Origin of the sequence: Paenibacillus violae (assembly GCF_032461945.1) — a bacterium.
In the GTDB taxonomy this organism is placed as follows: Bacteria; Bacillota; Bacilli; order Paenibacillales; family NBRC-103111; genus Paenibacillus_E; species Paenibacillus_E violae.
Genome location: NZ_JAWCUD010000001.1, coordinates 510,512 through 525,543, shown reverse-complemented (window position 1 = coordinate 525,543; position 15,032 = coordinate 510,512). Strand labels below are relative to the sequence as shown.

The window sequence follows — 15,032 nt, the reverse complement described above, 5'->3', positions numbered from 1 at the left end:
CCATCTCTGGGCCGCAAAAAGGGTGCTCAAAGATGAGTTTATTTGCCATGCAATTTTTGTGCTTCTTTTACGGTAAGGGCAATGAGGTCTTTCAGCGAAGCAGCGTCAGCAAGCGTGGCATCATCATTCGAATCGCTTGACCAGTAAGCTAAAAATTCAATATTTCCTTCCCCACCCGTAATCGGTGAGTACGTTAATCCTTTCAATCGAAAACCAAGCTCTTCCGCAAAAGTGAGCACCGTGGTCAAAACTTCCGCATGCACGTCTGGATCCCGCACAACACCTGATTTTCCCACTTTCTCTCGTCCTGCTTCAAATTGCGGTTTAATGAGCGCTACAACGGCACCCTCGTTCAATAAGATTTCTTTAAGTGGCGGTAAAATAATGCGCAAGGAAATAAATGAGACATCAATGCTGGAAAAAGTTGGCCGCGGGCCGTTCAAATCTTCCATGGTGGTGTAACGGAAATTCGTTCTCTCCATCACTTGAACACGCTCGTCATTGCGAAGCGACCAATCCAATTGATTGTAGCCTACATCAACCGCGTAAACCTTGGAAGCGCCGTTCTGCAGCGCACAATCTGTAAAACCACCTGTGGATGCGCCGATATCAATCATGACAGCGCCCGCTAGATTGATCTCAAACTGTTTTAACGCCTTTTCCAGCTTCAAGCCACCTCTGCTTACATAAGGATGAAGCGCCCCTTTCACTTTCAGCACGGCTTTTCGGCTGATCTTCATCCCTGCTTTATCTGCGGGTTCTTCGTCAGCAAAAACAAGGCCTGCCATAATGGCGGCCTTTGCTTTTTCCCTGCTTTCAAAATAGCCTTGCTCCAAGAGCAATAAATCCAATCGTTCTTTATCCGATGACATTGTGTTTGTCTTTACTCCTATTCGTAGCGTTGCAGCGTTTAGGCCCGTTGTCTTTTGCGAGGCACGAGCTTCTTCACTTCAGCAATTAAATTGTGTGCAGTAAGTCCGACCTCTTCACGTTGTTCCTTCACCGAACCATGTTCAACGAAATAATCAGGAATCCCCATCACGTTAACATGTAATCCTGTGAAATGATTAGCTGCAAAAAACTCCATGACAGCACTGCCAAACCCGCCTTGAATGGCGCCTTCTTCCATCGTGATGATCGGTATCGATTCATTCGCCAACTGGCGTAAGTAGACTTCATCCAGCGGTTTAATGAAGCGAGCGTTCACAACGCGAAGTTTGATTCCTTCTTTGGCTAATTGCTCAGAAGCCTCTAAGGCAACTTGAACCATCGGACCTACCGCCAAAACTGCGGCATAGTCGCCATCACGCAGCGTCTCCCAAGTTCCGATTGGGATGGCTTTCGGAGCTTCATCGAGGTTCGCCCCGACTCCGCTATTCCGAGGATAACGATAAGCAATTGGCCCTTCGTCATATTCAAGAGCTGTCTGCATCATATCCTGTAATTCTTTCTCATCCTTCGGCATCATCAATACCATATTAGGCAACGAGCGCAAGAAAGCAATATCGTATACGCCTTGGTGCGTTTCGCCATCAGGTCCTACAAACCCGGCGCGGTCAATGGCAAAGGCCACATTCAACTTCGGACGGCAAATATCATGGACCACTTGGTCGTAAGCTCTTTGCAGGAAAGTGGAATAAACGGCAAACACCGGCTTTAATCCTTCACTGGCTAACCCTGCGCATAACGTAGCCGCATGCTGTTCAGCAATCCCAACGTCGATCATGCGGCTTGGGAATTGCTTGGCAAACTTAAGTAAGCCTGATCCCCCCGGCATAGCAGGTGTAACCGCCACGATGCGGGAATCCTGTTCAGCCATCTGAATGAGTGTATTACCAAACACCTCTGTATACATGGGAGGTCCAACCGATTTCAACACTTGGCCTGACTCAATTTTGTAAGGTCCTGGTCCATGCCAGCTATGAGAGTCTTGCTCAGCAGGCGTGTAACCCTTCCCTTTTGTAGTGACGACATGCACAAGTACAGGCCCGACAACTTTCTCTGCTTGCTTCAAAGTATCCAGTAAAACAGGCAAATTGTGTCCGTCTACGGGACCGATGTAAGTAAAACCTAACTCTTCAAACCAAACTCCGTTCAACACAAAATATTTGAGACTGTCCTTCAGCTTCTCCGCTGTTTTTGCCAACGTGCCGCCAATGGCAGGTATTTTCTTAAGTAAATGTTCAACTTCTTCTTTCGCCTTCAAATAATGGCGATCCGAACGAATCTTGCTTAAATAGTTATGAATCGCCCCGACGTTGGGCGCAATGGACATTTCATTGTCATTCAGAATGACCATTATATTTTTCTTCTCATGACCAATATGATTCATGGCTTCCAGCGCCATGCCGCCAGTAATAGCACCGTCACCGATGATGGCAACGACTTTGTTGTGTTCGCCTTTGAGATCACGCGCCATGGCCATGCCCATCGCTGCGGATAAAGAGGTACTGCTGTGTCCGGCTTCCCAGACGTCATGTTCACTTTCAGATCGCTTGATAAACCCACACAAGCCTTTGTACTTACGCAATGTATCAAACTTATCCTTGCGGCCTGTCAAAATTTTGTGTACATACGCCTGATGACCCACATCAAAAAGCAATTTATCATAGGGGCTGTGGAACAAGGTATGTAAAGCGATGGTGAGCTCAACCACACCTAAGTTCGAGGACAGATGTCCACCTGTAACGGATAACTTTTCGATCAGAAATTGACGGATTTCACCAGCCAATACCTCAAGCTCCGCCATGGATAACCGTTTCAAATCCTCAGGTCGATTGATTTGTTCGAGCAGCACGCTTGTTTCCTCACTTTCAATGTGAAAATACTGAGATTCATTTCACCATTATATCATAGTTTTGGGCAAATCGTGAAAATCCACCCTAAGTAACAACAAAATATGTAAAATAAACCTTTAATGATCTCTTTCCATTAGATAATCAGCAAGCTGAAACAGCCGCTCCGGATTGGTAAACCCGCCTTGCAGAAGTGCTTTCTTAGCCTGTTCGGTCAATTCTTTGACCTTCATCTCGGAAGCTTCGAGCCCTATAAAATACGGGTAGGTCACCTTTTGCTGCTTCTCATCACTCTTCACCGGCTTGCCGAGCTTCTGCTCATCCCCGATAATATCCAAAATATCATCTTGAATTTGAAAAGCAAGTCCTATCGCATTCCCGAATTCGCTTAGCGCAGCTAGCTGCCCTGGTGTGGCTCCGGCAATATGTGCGCCCGCCCGCAGTGAAAATACGATGAGATCGCTTGTTTTATGCAGATGGATGAATTCCAATTCTTCAAGCTTCGTTAAGCCCTGTTCTCCAAGCATATCAGCGGCTTGTCCACCAACCATACCTCTTGCACCCGCGTATGCAGCAAGTTCTTCCGTTATGGATAGCACGCGTTCCGCTGGGATGCCATGTACTTTGTGAGCTTGCGTGATGCTGTAGAAGGCGTGTGTCAGTAGAGCGTCTCCGGCCAGGATAGCCATAGCTTCCCCGTATACTTTATGATTCGTCAGTTTACCTCTGCGGTAATCATCATTATCCATCGCAGGGAGATCATCATGAATCAAGGAGTACGTATGCACCATTTCAATCGCAAGTGCTGCAGGTAATGCTGCTGCTTGGGATCCTCCAAGCGCCTCAGCTGCCGCCAGAACAAGAATAGGGCGGAGCCGTTTCCCGCCAGCCATCAGCGAATAGTTCATTGACTCACGCAGAGAGGCAGGTACATTCCACTGCGCAGGGAGTGCTTGTATTAATGCTGCTTCGACCATTTCAGCATTCGAAGCAATATATTCACGAATAGTGGACATTGTCTTCAACCTAATTCCCCTTATCTTCCAAGGCAGGTTGGAAAGGCTTCCTGTTTATAGTGCCTGTTTCCCCTTCAACCAGCATCTCAATTTTCTTCTCGACTTGCTCAAGCTTCACACCGCACAAGTGAGAGAGCCGCACACCTTCTTGATAAAGCTCAATCGCTTTCTCCAGAGGTACGTCGCCGCTTTCCAATTGCGCCACAATGCGCTCCAATTGCTCAATCGCGACTTCAAAACTTACTTCCGTTTCATTCGTTGACATTTTGGTTCTCCTCCATCCCCGATACTTGGCAGTCCAATCTGCCGTCCTTGAGGCGAATCTTCACATGGTCCCCAACCTTCACCTGGGTAACGGAGCGAATGAGGACCTGGTCCTCTTCGTCATACGCCAAGCTGTAGCCGCGCTGCATGACCTTCAGCGGGCTGAGGGCGTCCAGATGACGGACGCTGGCTTGCCACTCCTGCTTCTTCGCACGCAGGAGGGTCTGCATGGCCGTGAGCATCTGCCGCCCCGAAGTATCGAGGCGCCGCCTTGCGAATACGGCCTGCTCTTTGGGATTGAAGCTGCTGAGCGTACGCTCCAGCTTCATATGCCGCTCCGCCAGCCGCTGAACGCGCTGGCGCATCCGGTAACCGAGCTGCTCCGCCAGCCGGTCAAGTCTTTCCGCAGGCTGCATCAGCAGCTGCCTGCGGGGGTTCGTCAAGAACGGCGAGCGCTTCGCGCGCTCCAGCCGTTCCTGCTTGCGGCGCAGCTGCTGGAGCAGCCCGTAGTGCAGGCGCTGCGCCTGCTGCGATAGCTGCTGCTTCAGCTCCAGCGTGCTGGGCACGGCGAGCTCCGCCGCCGCCGTAGGCGTAGGAGCTCTCAGATCGGCGACGAAGTCCGCGATCGTGAAGTCCGTCTCGTGGCCGACGGCCGAGATGACAGGAATCGCGGAGGCTGCAATCGCCTGCGCCACAGCTTCCTCGTTGAACGCCCACAGCTCCTCCAGTGAGCCGCCTCCGCGGCCCACGATGAGCACGTCGGCTTCACCGAGGCGGTTCATCGCTTCGATCGCCTTAACGATCGAAGGAGCTGCTCCTGTCCCCTGTACAAGTACGGGGTACAGGAGGATTTGCACCGACGGATAGCGCCGCTGAAGCGTGATGATGACATCACGGATCGCGGCCCCCGTCGGGGAGGTGATCACGCCGATCGCACGTGGAAACCGAGGAATCGGTTTTTTGCGCTCCGCCGCGAACAGCCCTTCCGTTTCGAGCTTCTTTTTCAGCTGCTCGAAAGCTAAATACAAGCTGCCGATGCCATCCGGCTGCATCGCTGTCACATAGAACTGGTAGGCGCCGTCCCGTTCATACACGGAAATATTACCTCGGGCAATTACCTTGGTACCTTCTTTGGGAATGAAGCCTAGCCTCTGGTTATGGGAGGCGAACATGATACTCTTCAGTCTGCCATCGGCATCCTTCAACGTAAAATACATATGGCCGCTGGAATGATGCGTGAAGTTGGAAATCTCTCCTCGCACCCATACATCCTGAAGGCGATTATCGCCTTCAAGCAGCAATTTAATATAGCGATTTAAATCCTTGACAGAAAAAATCTTCGTCTCGTTTCTACCCATAAGCTCGGTTAAACACTCACATTCACTTTAGCGGCGCGGCTTGCAGCATCCACCGTATTGCGAAGCAGCATTGTAATCGTCATCGGTCCCACGCAGCCCGGCACCGGTGTAATTGCGCTTGCTATTTCTTTTACCGCTTCGAAATCAACGTCACCAGTCAACTTGCCGTCAGCAGGACGATTCATCCCCACATCGATGACAACTGCGCCTGGTTTTACGTGATGAGCTTTAATCAAATGCACTTTACCTACGGCAACAACAAGAATATCCGCTTGCTTCGTAATTTCCTCCATATTCGGAGTACGTGAATGAACAATAGAAACAGTTGCATGTTCGCGCAGCAATAACATAGCCATTGGTTTCCCAACAATATTGCTTCTTCCAACGACGACAGCGTGTTTACCTGCGATTTCTACGCCTGTGCGTTTCAAAATTTCGATAACCCCATGAGGCGTACAAGGTTTCATACCATCTTTACCGATCATTAAATTCCCAACATTCACGGGGTGAAAGCAATCCACATCTTTCAATGGGTCGATTTCATCCACAACAGCTTCTTCATCAATATGTTTAGGCAGGGGTGATTGCACAAGAATGCCGTTAATTCTGTTGTCGCTATTAAATTTGTGAATGAGTGCGATTAATTCTTGCTGAGTCGTAGCTTCAGGCAAACGGTGTACTTCCGAATAAATGCCTACGTCGTCGCATGCTTTTGCTTTATTTCGAACATAAACTTGCGAAGCCGGGTCTTCCCCTACAATGACAACCACAAGACCTGGTTGATGGCCACTCGCTGTAAGCGCTGCAGCATCCGCGCGAATTTCCTCACGAATAGAACTTACCAATTCTTTTCCATTAATAACTTGACCAGACATGTTTTTTCCCCCTAAAAATGTTGTGAACATCATCTTCGTAAGCTGTTAAGTTAAGTTGGTGTGACCTTACTTTTCAAATCTTCGACTTCCTTGATCATTTTACCAAGAACACCGTTGACGAATTTTCCGGACTCGTCTGTGCCGTAATGCTTAGCCAAATCAATGGCTTCATTCACGACAACTTTCGGCGGAACGTCGTCTCGGTAGAGCATTTCGTAGACAGCCAGACGCAGCACTTCACGATCAATGCGTGACAGCCTGTCCATTGCCCAGCCTTTCAAATACTCTTCCAGCAGCTCATCAATTCTAACTTTATTGCTATATGTCCCCTCGACCAGCTCCACAATGTAAGCTGAATTAATTTTGTCCCCTTTGAAATCCAATTGCGTTTCATTGTCATTTTCCGCTTCATGAACAGCGATTTGGACAGCTTCCTGAGGGGTAGCCTCATTCATCTGGATTTGGTATAAGCTTTGTACAGCAAGTTCTCGTGCAACTCTGCGTTTCATTTTGTTCCTCCTAAGAGTTTTGCTTTAGCAAAACTGTCTTCGTAAGCGTAAACTTTGAGTTTTGCTTTAGCAAAACTGACTTCGTCCTTTAAAGCTCTTTTTGTTAGTATACGTCATAATGGAGCCAATCCAAACAAAAAAATCCATGGATGTACCAGGGATTTTAGCGAAACATTCTCCATTTTTGCGTGAGATAGCGCCAAATGTCTTCAAGCATGACGAAACTTTCCTTGCGATCCAGTTTGTTCCCAATATAAAATCCGACCAGAACAATGAATCCAAAGATCAGCATATCCCAGAATCCAAAAAATAAATAAATGAAGCCGAAGAAAATGCCTGCTGCCACTCCGATCACTTTGCCCCTATGGGACTCCCACAATTCGTTCCACATGAGTGGGTTCACCTCTATTCGACTCGGCTTTTAAACGTTGGGGCTGATTGCACGATATTTGCTACGAATACGGTTACGGAAGCTACGGGAATGCCGGTAATGTCCTCTATGTAACTTTTCACAGTACTTTGCATCTCTTCCGTGAGTTCAGGAATCGAACTTTCGCCATCCACCACGGTTCTGAGCGTAATTTCAAGTCCTGATTGATTCACTCTTACACGCGCGCGCAGGTCTTTGGCACCTTTCGAACGACCAGCAGCTTTCAAAGATAAATTCTCGACGGTTTCCATAGAAATGCGAATATCGCCAAAATCCGTGCGTTGATCAATCGATGGCGCTTGAGCGCGGCCGCGGCGAAGCGTTAGAATGAGAAACCGAACAGAAATTAGCAGCATAACCAAGCTAATAACGATGGCCGGATATGCATAGTTCTTCTCGTAATAGAAATTACGTAACAGTTGACCTACTTGTTCTAATGGGATCCAGCTCGATGCTGTGAACAATACAAGGATAGATGCAACGAAAATAATTAGGCTATAGAGAAGCAGCAAGAGCCTGTCCACAATTTTACCCACGTAAGCTTGTCCCCTTCCTATAGTTAGAGGAAACCCCCTGCATGCTGTAGGGGGTTTCAATGATCCATATGGATGCAGCAATTCCGCCTTATTTCACTCGACCAGCAGCTGCTGTTTCTTCTTCAACCGGTTTATCTGCCTGTTTAAAATGAACATCATGAATATGAACATTAACCTCAACGACGCTAAGTCCAGTCATTGATTCGATTGCGTGCTTCACATTCTGTTGAATGGCGCTAGCAACCTCAGGAATGCGATTCCCATATTCGATAATGATGGAGACGTCAATGGCAGCTTCACGTTGTCCGACTTCTACCTTTACGCCTTTGGACAAGTTCTTGCGTCCAAGCAATTCAGCAATGCCGCCAGCAAGTCCACCGCTCATCCCCGCTACTCCTTGCACTTCCACCGTTGCCAAACCGGCAATGATTTCAATAACCTCGGGGGCAATTTGGATGCTGCCCATGTCTGTTTTGACGTAATCCGGAGCGATTGTGCTCATTGTGGCACCTCCTAAGAATTTTTGGATAAGCCATCCTTAATTTATAACTATACCATTTTGCCAAAAATATGACAAATGATTATCTATGAATCTGCATCGTTCACGTCGTGCTCTTCCAAGAATTTAATATCATGGTCGCCTTTGATGAACTTCTTGTGTTCAAGCAGTTTCAGATGAAACGGAATCGTTGTGTTAACACCGTCAACGGCAAACTCCGTGAGCGCTCTTTTCATGCGGGCAATCGCTTCATCGCGCGTACTTCCCCAGACGATTAGTTTGGCGATCATAGAATCATAGTGCGGAGGAATCGTATAGCCCGGATAAACGGCACTGTCTACGCGAACCCCGAATCCACCGGGAGGCAAGTAGAATTTTACTTGGCCTGCGGAAGGCATAAAATTCCGGTTCGGATCTTCCGCGTTCACACGGCATTCGATCGCCCATCCGTTGATACGAACATCATCTTGCGAGAAGGATAACGGATTGCCTTCGGCAACGCTGATCATCTCTTGGATAATGTCGATACCGGTAATCATTTCGGTTACGGGATGCTCGACTTGAATTCTCGTATTCATTTCCATGAAGTAGAAATTACCGTCAGGTCCAAGCAAGAATTCCAATGTTCCTGCACCCGAATAATTAACAGCCAAGGCTGCGCGAACGGCTGCTTGCCCCATTGCTGCACGCGTTTCAGGCGTCAGGATCGGACAAGGTGCTTCTTCTACGAGCTTCTGTCTGCGGCGCTGTACGGAACAATCGCGTTCACCCAAGTGAACGACGTTACCATGTTTGTCCGCTAAAATTTGAATCTCCACATGCTTCATGCCCGTTAAATATTTTTCCAAATATATACCGGCGTTGCCGAAAGCATTTTGCGCTTCTTGTTGCGCAGCCGTAATTTGGGAGACAAGCGTCTCTTCATTTTCGGCAATACGAATTCCTTTACCGCCGCCGCCGGCTGTCGCCTTAATGATCACCGGATACCCGATATCTCTTGCGATGACGATTGCGTCTTCCACGTTTTCAACCAACCCGTCGGACCCTGGAATGATTGGCACGCGTGCGTCTTTCATCGTTTGCTTGGCAACCGCCTTGTCGCCCATACGGCTAATGGCGTCAGGTGAAGGACCGATGAACGTAATGTTGCAGCTTTCGCAAATTTCTGCGAAGTCGGCGTTTTCCGCTAAAAATCCATAACCGGGATGAATGGCATCACATTCTGTTAGTGTAGCAACACTCATCAGGTTCGTGAAGTTCAAGTAGCTGTCCTTAGACGCAGTCGGACCAATACAATAGGCTTCGTCAGCAAGTCGCACATGCAGCGCTTCACGATCTGCTTCCGAATATACAGCCACCGTATAAATGCCCAATTCACGGCAAGCTCGGATAATACGAACAGCTATTTCTCCTCGGTTCGCTATTAGGATTTTATGAAATTTCATTAATTTTCCTCCTAAGAGTTTTCCGTTAGCAAAATACTAACTTACTCCGGTCTAACCAAAAATAAAGGTTGTCCGTACTCAACAAGTTGACCGTTCTCAACGAGTACTTCAACGATTTCACCTTTGATTTCGGCTTCAATCTCATTCATCAATTTCATAGCTTCAACGATACACACAACGGTTTTATCGCCTACTTTTTGACCAACACTTGCGAAAGGAGCAGCGCCAGGAGAAGCAGACTGATAGAAAGTTCCTACCATCGGTGAAACGATCTTATGTAAAGATGAGTCCTCTTGCTTAGCATGTCCAGTAGTCGCAGGTACAGAAGTTTCCAAAGCTGCAGCCGGTGCTGCGTGAGGAACACTTGCTTGACCAATCGGAGCATATGTGTGTTGAACTGGTGCTGTTACGTAAACAGGCTCTGATTTATTCGGCTTGCGAATCGACAGGCGAGCACCTTCATTTTCAATTTCAAGTTCTTGTAAAGAGGATTGATCGACGAGTTTGATTAACTCTTTGATTTCACTCAATTTGAACATTCATGTCACTCCTTCAAAGTTGGTGAACCAGTAAAAAATGCGGTTTCATAGCCGCAACGTATGTATTATACCCATAAACGCAAGAAATGGAAAGAGTCCAGTTTTACCTGGACCCTTTCCTGTACCCTCCCTTGCCGTGTTGACAGCTCTTTTAAACTATGGACGAACGTATTGAATTTTGATGTTTTCTGGAGCTGCACCAAGCTCTTTGACGACCATATCAACGATGGTAACCCCTTGACTTTTCTCCAGTTTATCGCTTTGAACGGTTACTTTCCATTTGTTGCCTTCTTGATTAACGATGGCTTGCGGGAAGTCTTTCATCAGCACTTCTTGCAGATTTTCAACTTTTTCTTGAACATCTGTCAATTTCGATAAATCATTCGTTGCTTTCGCTACTGCTTCAGGTGTTTTTTTCGTGTCAATGATGATTTCCATCAAATCGGAGGAAGCTTTGGCGAAATATTCACTTTGTTTCATTTGCTCATTCGTGAAGTAGTCGCTTGCCGACGTTGTTTTCGCTTGTTCTTCCATTTGTTTCAACACTTGATCGTCCGTTTTCACATTTGCTTTTGCATCAGTTTTCACGTCTGTTTTCACGTCTGTTTTTACATCTGTTTTTGCATCCGTTTTTGCATCGGTTTTAACATCCGTTTTAGCGTCTGCCTTAACGTCTGTTTTTGTTGAATTTTGCGGCGTTGTTGCTTTCGTGTCGACTTTTGTATCTGTGCCTGTTGTTGCTTTTACGTCTGTTTTTGCTGCATTTGCCGTGTCAACCTGAGCCATATCAATCTTCACTTCTTGGCTCTGCTTCGTCGTATCCGTCGATGCCAAATCGAGTTTATTCACATCCTCGGTGAACAAATAGTAAGCGGAAAGCACCACCATCAAGCTAAGCATAGATACGAGCCAAATTGTTTGTCTTTTTGCGTTCATTGTATATTCCTCCTCAATTTTGATTGCCTATTGGATTTATTGATTTATTCACCGGTTTTCCGGGGTAAAATGGAGATACGATTCAATGGGACGTCCAGCCCGCGCTCGACGGCTTCCGAAATCATTTTCTTCACCGTCAGATTCTCAGCGCCCTTCGCGACAACGATGACCCCTCTGATCTTAGGTTTGATATATTTGAGCACAAGCGGCTTCTGGTCGCCTGACACTTGATAGATAACCACTTCCCCGCTTCGCGTGACCTGGGAAATATTTCGAGTCGCCCCGCCATTGTCGCGTTCTGTCGTCATTTGCTGGTTATCATTGTAATTTTTGTCGACGGTCAATTCCTCCGTTGACTCAATGGTGACCAGTACTTCAACATCGCCAACACCAACGATTTTCTGTAAAATATCTTTGAGCTGCGACTGATACGCCAGTTCATATTCGTGAAAGCTAGAGTTCTCCTTGGATGTATTATTGAGAAATGTTTCTTTACTGGGAGGCGGAGAGGCTCTGCCCGCAGTGATGGGATCAACCTCTTTTACAGTCATAAATGCATTCATAATCATCAGCGCCGCTCCCATAAGTCCGATCATGATGACCCATAGGAGTGTGTTCTTACGTTTCGGTCCTCCCGGACCTCCGCCGAATTTGTTCTCCATCCATTGCAGCAATGTTCCCATCGATTCACCTCGCAATCCTTCCATTCCTTTGTTCAACTTGGATATCAATGCGTTCAGGTTCAACCAGCCAATTGCGCGTAATGCCTTGTTTCAATCGTTCAACCTCTTGCTCATAAGGTGCTGCATCTTGGGCCGATGCCGTTGTTTCTTGTTCATTCGCTTTAATCCTTATCGGATCAATAGGCTTAACCGGTTCCATAGCAGCAATACTTTTGGACCCAGCAGCAAGACTTGACTTTCTTTTGACTTCTATATCATCAAGGGTGACCCTGACTTTCGTAATGGAGGGCTTCCCATTATTGTCTATTTGCGCGACGACCTGCACGTCATGAACGGTTAGGTCCGTCTGTTTCTGAATGTCTTCTTTCATCAGTCCGGCAAGCTGGGTCTGGATCATCTGCTGTGATTGCTCTTGGCCCGCAGCTTGAAGCTTTTGGGCATCTTTTGTAATCACATCAAGTGATTTCATCCAGGAGCTTCCTCCACTTCCGCTAGCTAGCATCGTCTTTTCGTTTTGCTGCTTCTCCGCTTGGCTAAGCAATTGATCCACATCCCAATCTTTCTGAAATAACTGCAAGACTGGCGTTAAAAGTGTTAGTAAAATGAATAAGCTCATGACTGTTTTTACATAGCGCTGCATGGTGTTGCTGGGGAGTAGAAGATCAACGAAGGTGGCCAGCATGATGACCATGATGACCGTTTTCAGCCATCCGCCTAACCAGTCCATAGCGAATCTCCTTTCACCGCATCATCACCGAGACGTTACTGATCGTAATCATGATCGTTAAAGCCAGAAAGAACATTAAACTCACAGCTGCCAGCGCAGCGAAAACGTAAATCAAGCTTTTGCCTATCGTCTGCAAGCAAGCAATGATCGGGCTGTCTCCCAAAGGCTGCATGACCGCTGCAGACAAGTTGTAGATGAAAGCCAAGGTCAGAATCTTGATCGCCGGGAACGCGCACAGCATGATCAGAATGACAACGCCGACAAGTCCGATCGCATTTTTCACGAGCAAGGATGCGCCTATAACCGTCTCCGTTGCATCGGAGAATAAACGGCCTACCACGGGAACAAAGTTGCCTGTGATGTATTTGGCTGTTCGGATGGCAACACCATCTCGCACCGCACCGGCAGTCCCTTGTATCGAAATCACGCCGAGGAAAACAGTGACGAAAACCCCGAGCATGCTAAGACTGATTGTGCGAAGCAGGTTTGCCAGCTGGGTGACTTTGTATTTCTCACTTAGCGAGCTCACGATGTGCAGAACGGCCGAGAAGAACAATAACGGAAAGACAAAGACATAAATCGCCGTGCCCACCGAGTGAATCATGAAAACGATGAGCGGATGCAAAATGGCTACTGAGGTTACATTTCCCATAGAAGCTAGCAATGTTAGCAGTAAAGGCATGATTGCGATCATGAATTCTATCATTGAAGTGATTGCGGTTTTGGCATATCCGATTGCTACGCTGAAGGAATTAATTGCGATAATAATCAAGACCATGTAGGTAATCGAGTAGCCGAGCTTACTTACCGTGTTTCTTTCGAATGAGCTCTGCAGCGTTTCGAGAATCATACTGAAAATCGTTAGAATCACAATGGAAGCGAGCAGTTTGCCGTTGATGATGATTTCATGGAAAACGTAGCGTAAGAGACCTTTGAAGATACTTTTCATACTGATGCCCTTCGTACCCAGGAGCAGTTCCATGAAGGTTGGCGTCTTGCTTTCTGGAAAGTAGCCGCCGTAATCTTTCATGAGCTTATCCCAATATTGCTCGACAGGCTCCGTATTCAAATGTTCTGCTTGTTCCTTGATGATGGCGTCTGTCGGTGATTCTGCTGTCGTGAAGTTCGACATGCCAAGCCACAAGGCCATTGTCATGATGAACAAGATGATCCAGCGGTTGTTCAGCTTCTGGTGCGAATAAAGTAGGTTCATTTGAGTCACTCCTAAATGGATCATCTAAGCAGGGAGCAGCTTAACGACAGTCTCGATGATGACAGTAATGATCGGAATCGCCATCACCATAATGAGCACTTTCCCAGAGAGTTCGATCTTGGAGGCGACGGATTCTTGTCCGGCATCGCGCACAATTTGTGCGCCGAACTCAGCAATGTAGGCAACGCCGATGATTTTCAGGATCGTTTTAAGAAACACCATATTGATATTTGATTTTTGCGCTAAATCTTCAAGCACCTGGATGACACTGGAGATTTTGCCGATCAGAAACAAGAAAATCATGATGCCTGTAAAGGCGGCCAGCAAGAACGCAAACATGGGTTTCTGCTCCTTGATGATGAGCGTTAAGATTGTAACGATGAGCCCCAGGCCTACAATCTGGATGATTTCCATACGGCGCACCTCATTGGAATAAGAAGATCGTTTTGATTTCTTTAAACAAATGATCGAGCATGCTGACAACCATGAAGAGCACGACCACGAAGCCAATGACCGTGACCCAGTGTGCCATATCCTCTTTCCCCATCTGCTTGAGCACCGAATGGATCATCGCAATGATGATGCCGATGCCGGCAATCTGGAAAATGGCATTCACATCTACGTTCATTCCAGGCACCTCACTCTGTTGACAAGGAACTTCTGCCATAAGGCAAGTCCCTTGCTTCCCTTAATACATCAAAATTACGATTAGTGCTCCGATAAGGACACCCAGGCTTTTCCACATTTTCTCGTAACGGCGTTGATCTTCCCTAGACTCCGTTTCTTCTGCCTGAAGCTGTGAAATAGCTAGCCGCAAATGTTTGATTTGATCACTGCGATCCGTCACGCCTAGTACAGACCCGAGCTGCAGCACAACCTCTTGCTCGGCTTGCTTCATCGATGTTCTTCCCCATACATCCTTAACGCTTCTATGCCAAATGTCACGAGTCGATGTCCCGTCACTCGCCAGCAACCGCTCCGATGTTAATCGAAACAAGGAGGAGAGAGGTTCAGCCACTTGCTTGCCAAGTGAGGAGAATGCTTCAGGCAGTGGTGTAACTGCGTATGTGATTTCTGTCTCCATGCGTCCTAGCGCTGAGATCAGCATCCGGATTTGTTTAGGTCGCCTGACGTAATGAGCGGCTTGCAGAAAACCATACAAGGTGGCGGCACTGATAATGAGTATCCCGCCAACGAATTTCAGCAT

General features: G+C 47.3%; 19 protein-coding genes. All 19 read right to left on the bottom strand.

Features of this window, described 5'->3' with window-relative positions:
• Positions 1-38 precede the first annotated feature (38 nt).
• The 19 genes from RQP52_RS02075 to spoIIIAB all read right to left on the bottom strand — a co-directional run bounded on the left by RQP52_RS02075 (position 39) and on the right by spoIIIAB (position 15,032).
• A complete protein-coding gene (locus tag RQP52_RS02075; RefSeq protein ID WP_315949148.1) occupies positions 39-872 on the bottom strand; it encodes a TlyA family RNA methyltransferase in 834 nt (277 codons plus the stop codon).
• A 38-nt stretch (positions 873-910) separates the two neighbouring features.
• Positions 911-2,797, bottom strand: a complete 1,887-nt coding sequence (dxs, locus tag RQP52_RS02070; protein ID WP_315949147.1) for a 1-deoxy-D-xylulose-5-phosphate synthase — start codon at positions 2,795-2,797, stop codon at positions 911-913.
• A gap of 117 nt (positions 2,798-2,914) precedes the next feature.
• Positions 2,915-3,811, bottom strand: a complete 897-nt coding sequence (locus RQP52_RS02065; protein ID WP_315950358.1) for a polyprenyl synthetase family protein — start codon at positions 3,809-3,811, stop codon at positions 2,915-2,917.
• A gap of 10 nt (positions 3,812-3,821) precedes the next feature.
• Positions 3,822-4,076 (bottom strand): exodeoxyribonuclease VII small subunit, encoded by a 255-nt coding sequence (xseB, locus tag RQP52_RS02060; RefSeq protein ID WP_315949146.1) that lies wholly within the window; start codon positions 4,074-4,076, stop codon positions 3,822-3,824.
• On the bottom strand, positions 4,063-5,433 hold the full coding sequence (xseA, locus tag RQP52_RS02055) for an exodeoxyribonuclease VII large subunit (protein WP_315949145.1): 1,371 nt from the start codon (positions 5,431-5,433) through the stop codon (positions 4,063-4,065). Before xseA ends, xseB begins: the two co-directional genes overlap by 14 nt.
• 8 nt (positions 5,434-5,441) lie before the next feature.
• Positions 5,442-6,308 (bottom strand): bifunctional methylenetetrahydrofolate dehydrogenase/methenyltetrahydrofolate cyclohydrolase FolD, encoded by an 867-nt coding sequence (folD, locus tag RQP52_RS02050; RefSeq protein ID WP_315949144.1) that lies wholly within the window; start codon positions 6,306-6,308, stop codon positions 5,442-5,444.
• Positions 6,309-6,358: 50 nt separating this feature from the next.
• Positions 6,359-6,817 carry a transcription antitermination factor NusB gene (gene nusB, locus RQP52_RS02045; protein ID WP_315949143.1) on the bottom strand — a complete coding sequence of 153 codons (459 nt, stop codon included), beginning with the start codon at positions 6,815-6,817 and terminating at the stop codon, positions 6,359-6,361.
• Positions 6,818-6,980: 163 nt separating this feature from the next.
• Positions 6,981-7,208 carry a DUF2273 domain-containing protein gene (locus tag RQP52_RS02040; protein WP_127449651.1) on the bottom strand — a complete coding sequence of 76 codons (228 nt, stop codon included), beginning with the start codon at positions 7,206-7,208 and terminating at the stop codon, positions 6,981-6,983.
• Positions 7,209-7,222: 14 nt separating this feature from the next.
• Entirely contained in the window at positions 7,223-7,783 is a 561-nt protein-coding gene (gene amaP, locus RQP52_RS02035) for an alkaline shock response membrane anchor protein AmaP (protein WP_127449649.1), read from the bottom strand.
• Positions 7,784-7,871: 88 nt separating this feature from the next.
• Positions 7,872-8,285 (bottom strand): Asp23/Gls24 family envelope stress response protein, encoded by a 414-nt coding sequence (locus RQP52_RS02030; protein WP_315949142.1) that lies wholly within the window; start codon positions 8,283-8,285, stop codon positions 7,872-7,874.
• 83 nt (positions 8,286-8,368) lie between these two features.
• Positions 8,369-9,727, bottom strand: a complete 1,359-nt coding sequence (gene accC / locus RQP52_RS02025; protein ID WP_157319926.1) for an acetyl-CoA carboxylase biotin carboxylase subunit — start codon at positions 9,725-9,727, stop codon at positions 8,369-8,371.
• A 41-nt stretch (positions 9,728-9,768) separates the two neighbouring features.
• A complete protein-coding gene (gene accB, locus RQP52_RS02020; protein WP_127449643.1) occupies positions 9,769-10,266 on the bottom strand; it encodes an acetyl-CoA carboxylase biotin carboxyl carrier protein in 498 nt (165 codons plus the stop codon).
• Between the two features lie 156 nt (positions 10,267-10,422).
• Entirely contained in the window at positions 10,423-11,202 is a 780-nt protein-coding gene (locus tag RQP52_RS02015) for a SpoIIIAH-like family protein (protein ID WP_315949141.1), read from the bottom strand.
• Between the two features lie 44 nt (positions 11,203-11,246).
• The gene (spoIIIAG, locus tag RQP52_RS02010; RefSeq protein WP_127449639.1) at positions 11,247-11,885 is read right to left on the bottom strand and encodes a stage III sporulation protein AG; all 639 of its coding nucleotides are present in this window, start codon (positions 11,883-11,885) and stop codon (positions 11,247-11,249) included.
• Positions 11,886-11,889: 4 nt separating this feature from the next.
• Positions 11,890-12,612, bottom strand: a complete 723-nt coding sequence (gene spoIIIAF / locus RQP52_RS02005; RefSeq protein WP_315949140.1) for a stage III sporulation protein AF — start codon at positions 12,610-12,612, stop codon at positions 11,890-11,892.
• Between the two features lie 13 nt (positions 12,613-12,625).
• Positions 12,626-13,825 (bottom strand): stage III sporulation protein AE, encoded by a 1,200-nt coding sequence (gene spoIIIAE / locus RQP52_RS02000; protein WP_379174467.1) that lies wholly within the window; start codon positions 13,823-13,825, stop codon positions 12,626-12,628.
• Between the two features lie 24 nt (positions 13,826-13,849).
• Positions 13,850-14,239, bottom strand: coding sequence for a stage III sporulation protein AD (gene spoIIIAD, locus RQP52_RS01995; protein WP_315949139.1), 390 nt, complete (start codon positions 14,237-14,239; stop codon positions 13,850-13,852).
• 10 nt (positions 14,240-14,249) lie between these two features.
• Positions 14,250-14,453, bottom strand: coding sequence for a stage III sporulation protein AC (gene spoIIIAC / locus RQP52_RS01990; protein ID WP_029197158.1), 204 nt, complete (start codon positions 14,451-14,453; stop codon positions 14,250-14,252).
• A 60-nt stretch (positions 14,454-14,513) separates the two neighbouring features.
• Positions 14,514-15,032, bottom strand: coding sequence for a stage III sporulation protein SpoIIIAB (spoIIIAB, locus tag RQP52_RS01985; RefSeq protein ID WP_315949138.1), 519 nt, complete (start codon positions 15,030-15,032; stop codon positions 14,514-14,516).

Excerpts from the sequence above, each read along its gene's own strand:
- spoIIIAC (WP_029197158.1), bottom strand. The coding sequence starts at position 14,453 with ATGAACGTAGATGTGAATGCCATTTTCCAGATTGCCGGCATCGGCATC.
- RQP52_RS02040 (WP_127449651.1), bottom strand. The coding sequence starts at position 7,208 with ATGTGGAACGAATTGTGGGAGTCCCATAGGGGCAAAGTGATCGGAGTG.
- xseB (WP_315949146.1), bottom strand. The coding sequence starts at position 4,076 with ATGTCAACGAATGAAACGGAAGTAAGTTTTGAAGTCGCGATTGAGCAA.
- spoIIIAG (WP_127449639.1), bottom strand. The coding sequence starts at position 11,885 with ATGGGAACATTGCTGCAATGGATGGAGAACAAATTCGGCGGAGGTCCG.
- accB (WP_127449643.1), bottom strand. The coding sequence starts at position 10,266 with ATGTTCAAATTGAGTGAAATCAAAGAGTTAATCAAACTCGTCGATCAA.
- RQP52_RS02015 (WP_315949141.1), bottom strand. The coding sequence starts at position 11,202 with ATGAACGCAAAAAGACAAACAATTTGGCTCGTATCTATGCTTAGCTTG.
- folD (WP_315949144.1), bottom strand. The coding sequence starts at position 6,308 with ATGTCTGGTCAAGTTATTAATGGAAAAGAATTGGTAAGTTCTATTCGT.
- spoIIIAF (WP_315949140.1), bottom strand. The coding sequence starts at position 12,612 with ATGGACTGGTTAGGCGGATGGCTGAAAACGGTCATCATGGTCATCATG.
- spoIIIAE (WP_379174467.1), bottom strand. The coding sequence starts at position 13,825 with ATGAACCTACTTTATTCGCACCAGAAGCTGAACAACCGCTGGATCATC.
- spoIIIAD (WP_315949139.1), bottom strand. The coding sequence starts at position 14,239 with ATGGAAATCATCCAGATTGTAGGCCTGGGGCTCATCGTTACAATCTTA.
- nusB (WP_315949143.1), bottom strand. The coding sequence starts at position 6,817 with ATGAAACGCAGAGTTGCACGAGAACTTGCTGTACAAAGCTTATACCAA.
- spoIIIAB (WP_315949138.1), bottom strand. The coding sequence starts at position 15,032 with ATGCTGAAATTCGTTGGCGGGATACTCATTATCAGTGCCGCCACCTTG.
- RQP52_RS02065 (WP_315950358.1), bottom strand. The coding sequence starts at position 3,811 with ATGTCCACTATTCGTGAATATATTGCTTCGAATGCTGAAATGGTCGAA.
- RQP52_RS02075 (WP_315949148.1), bottom strand. The coding sequence starts at position 872 with ATGTCATCGGATAAAGAACGATTGGATTTATTGCTCTTGGAGCAAGGC.
- RQP52_RS02030 (WP_315949142.1), bottom strand. The coding sequence starts at position 8,285 with ATGAGCACAATCGCTCCGGATTACGTCAAAACAGACATGGGCAGCATC.
- xseA (WP_315949145.1), bottom strand. The coding sequence starts at position 5,433 with ATGGGTAGAAACGAGACGAAGATTTTTTCTGTCAAGGATTTAAATCGC.
- accC (WP_157319926.1), bottom strand. The coding sequence starts at position 9,727 with ATGAAATTTCATAAAATCCTAATAGCGAACCGAGGAGAAATAGCTGTT.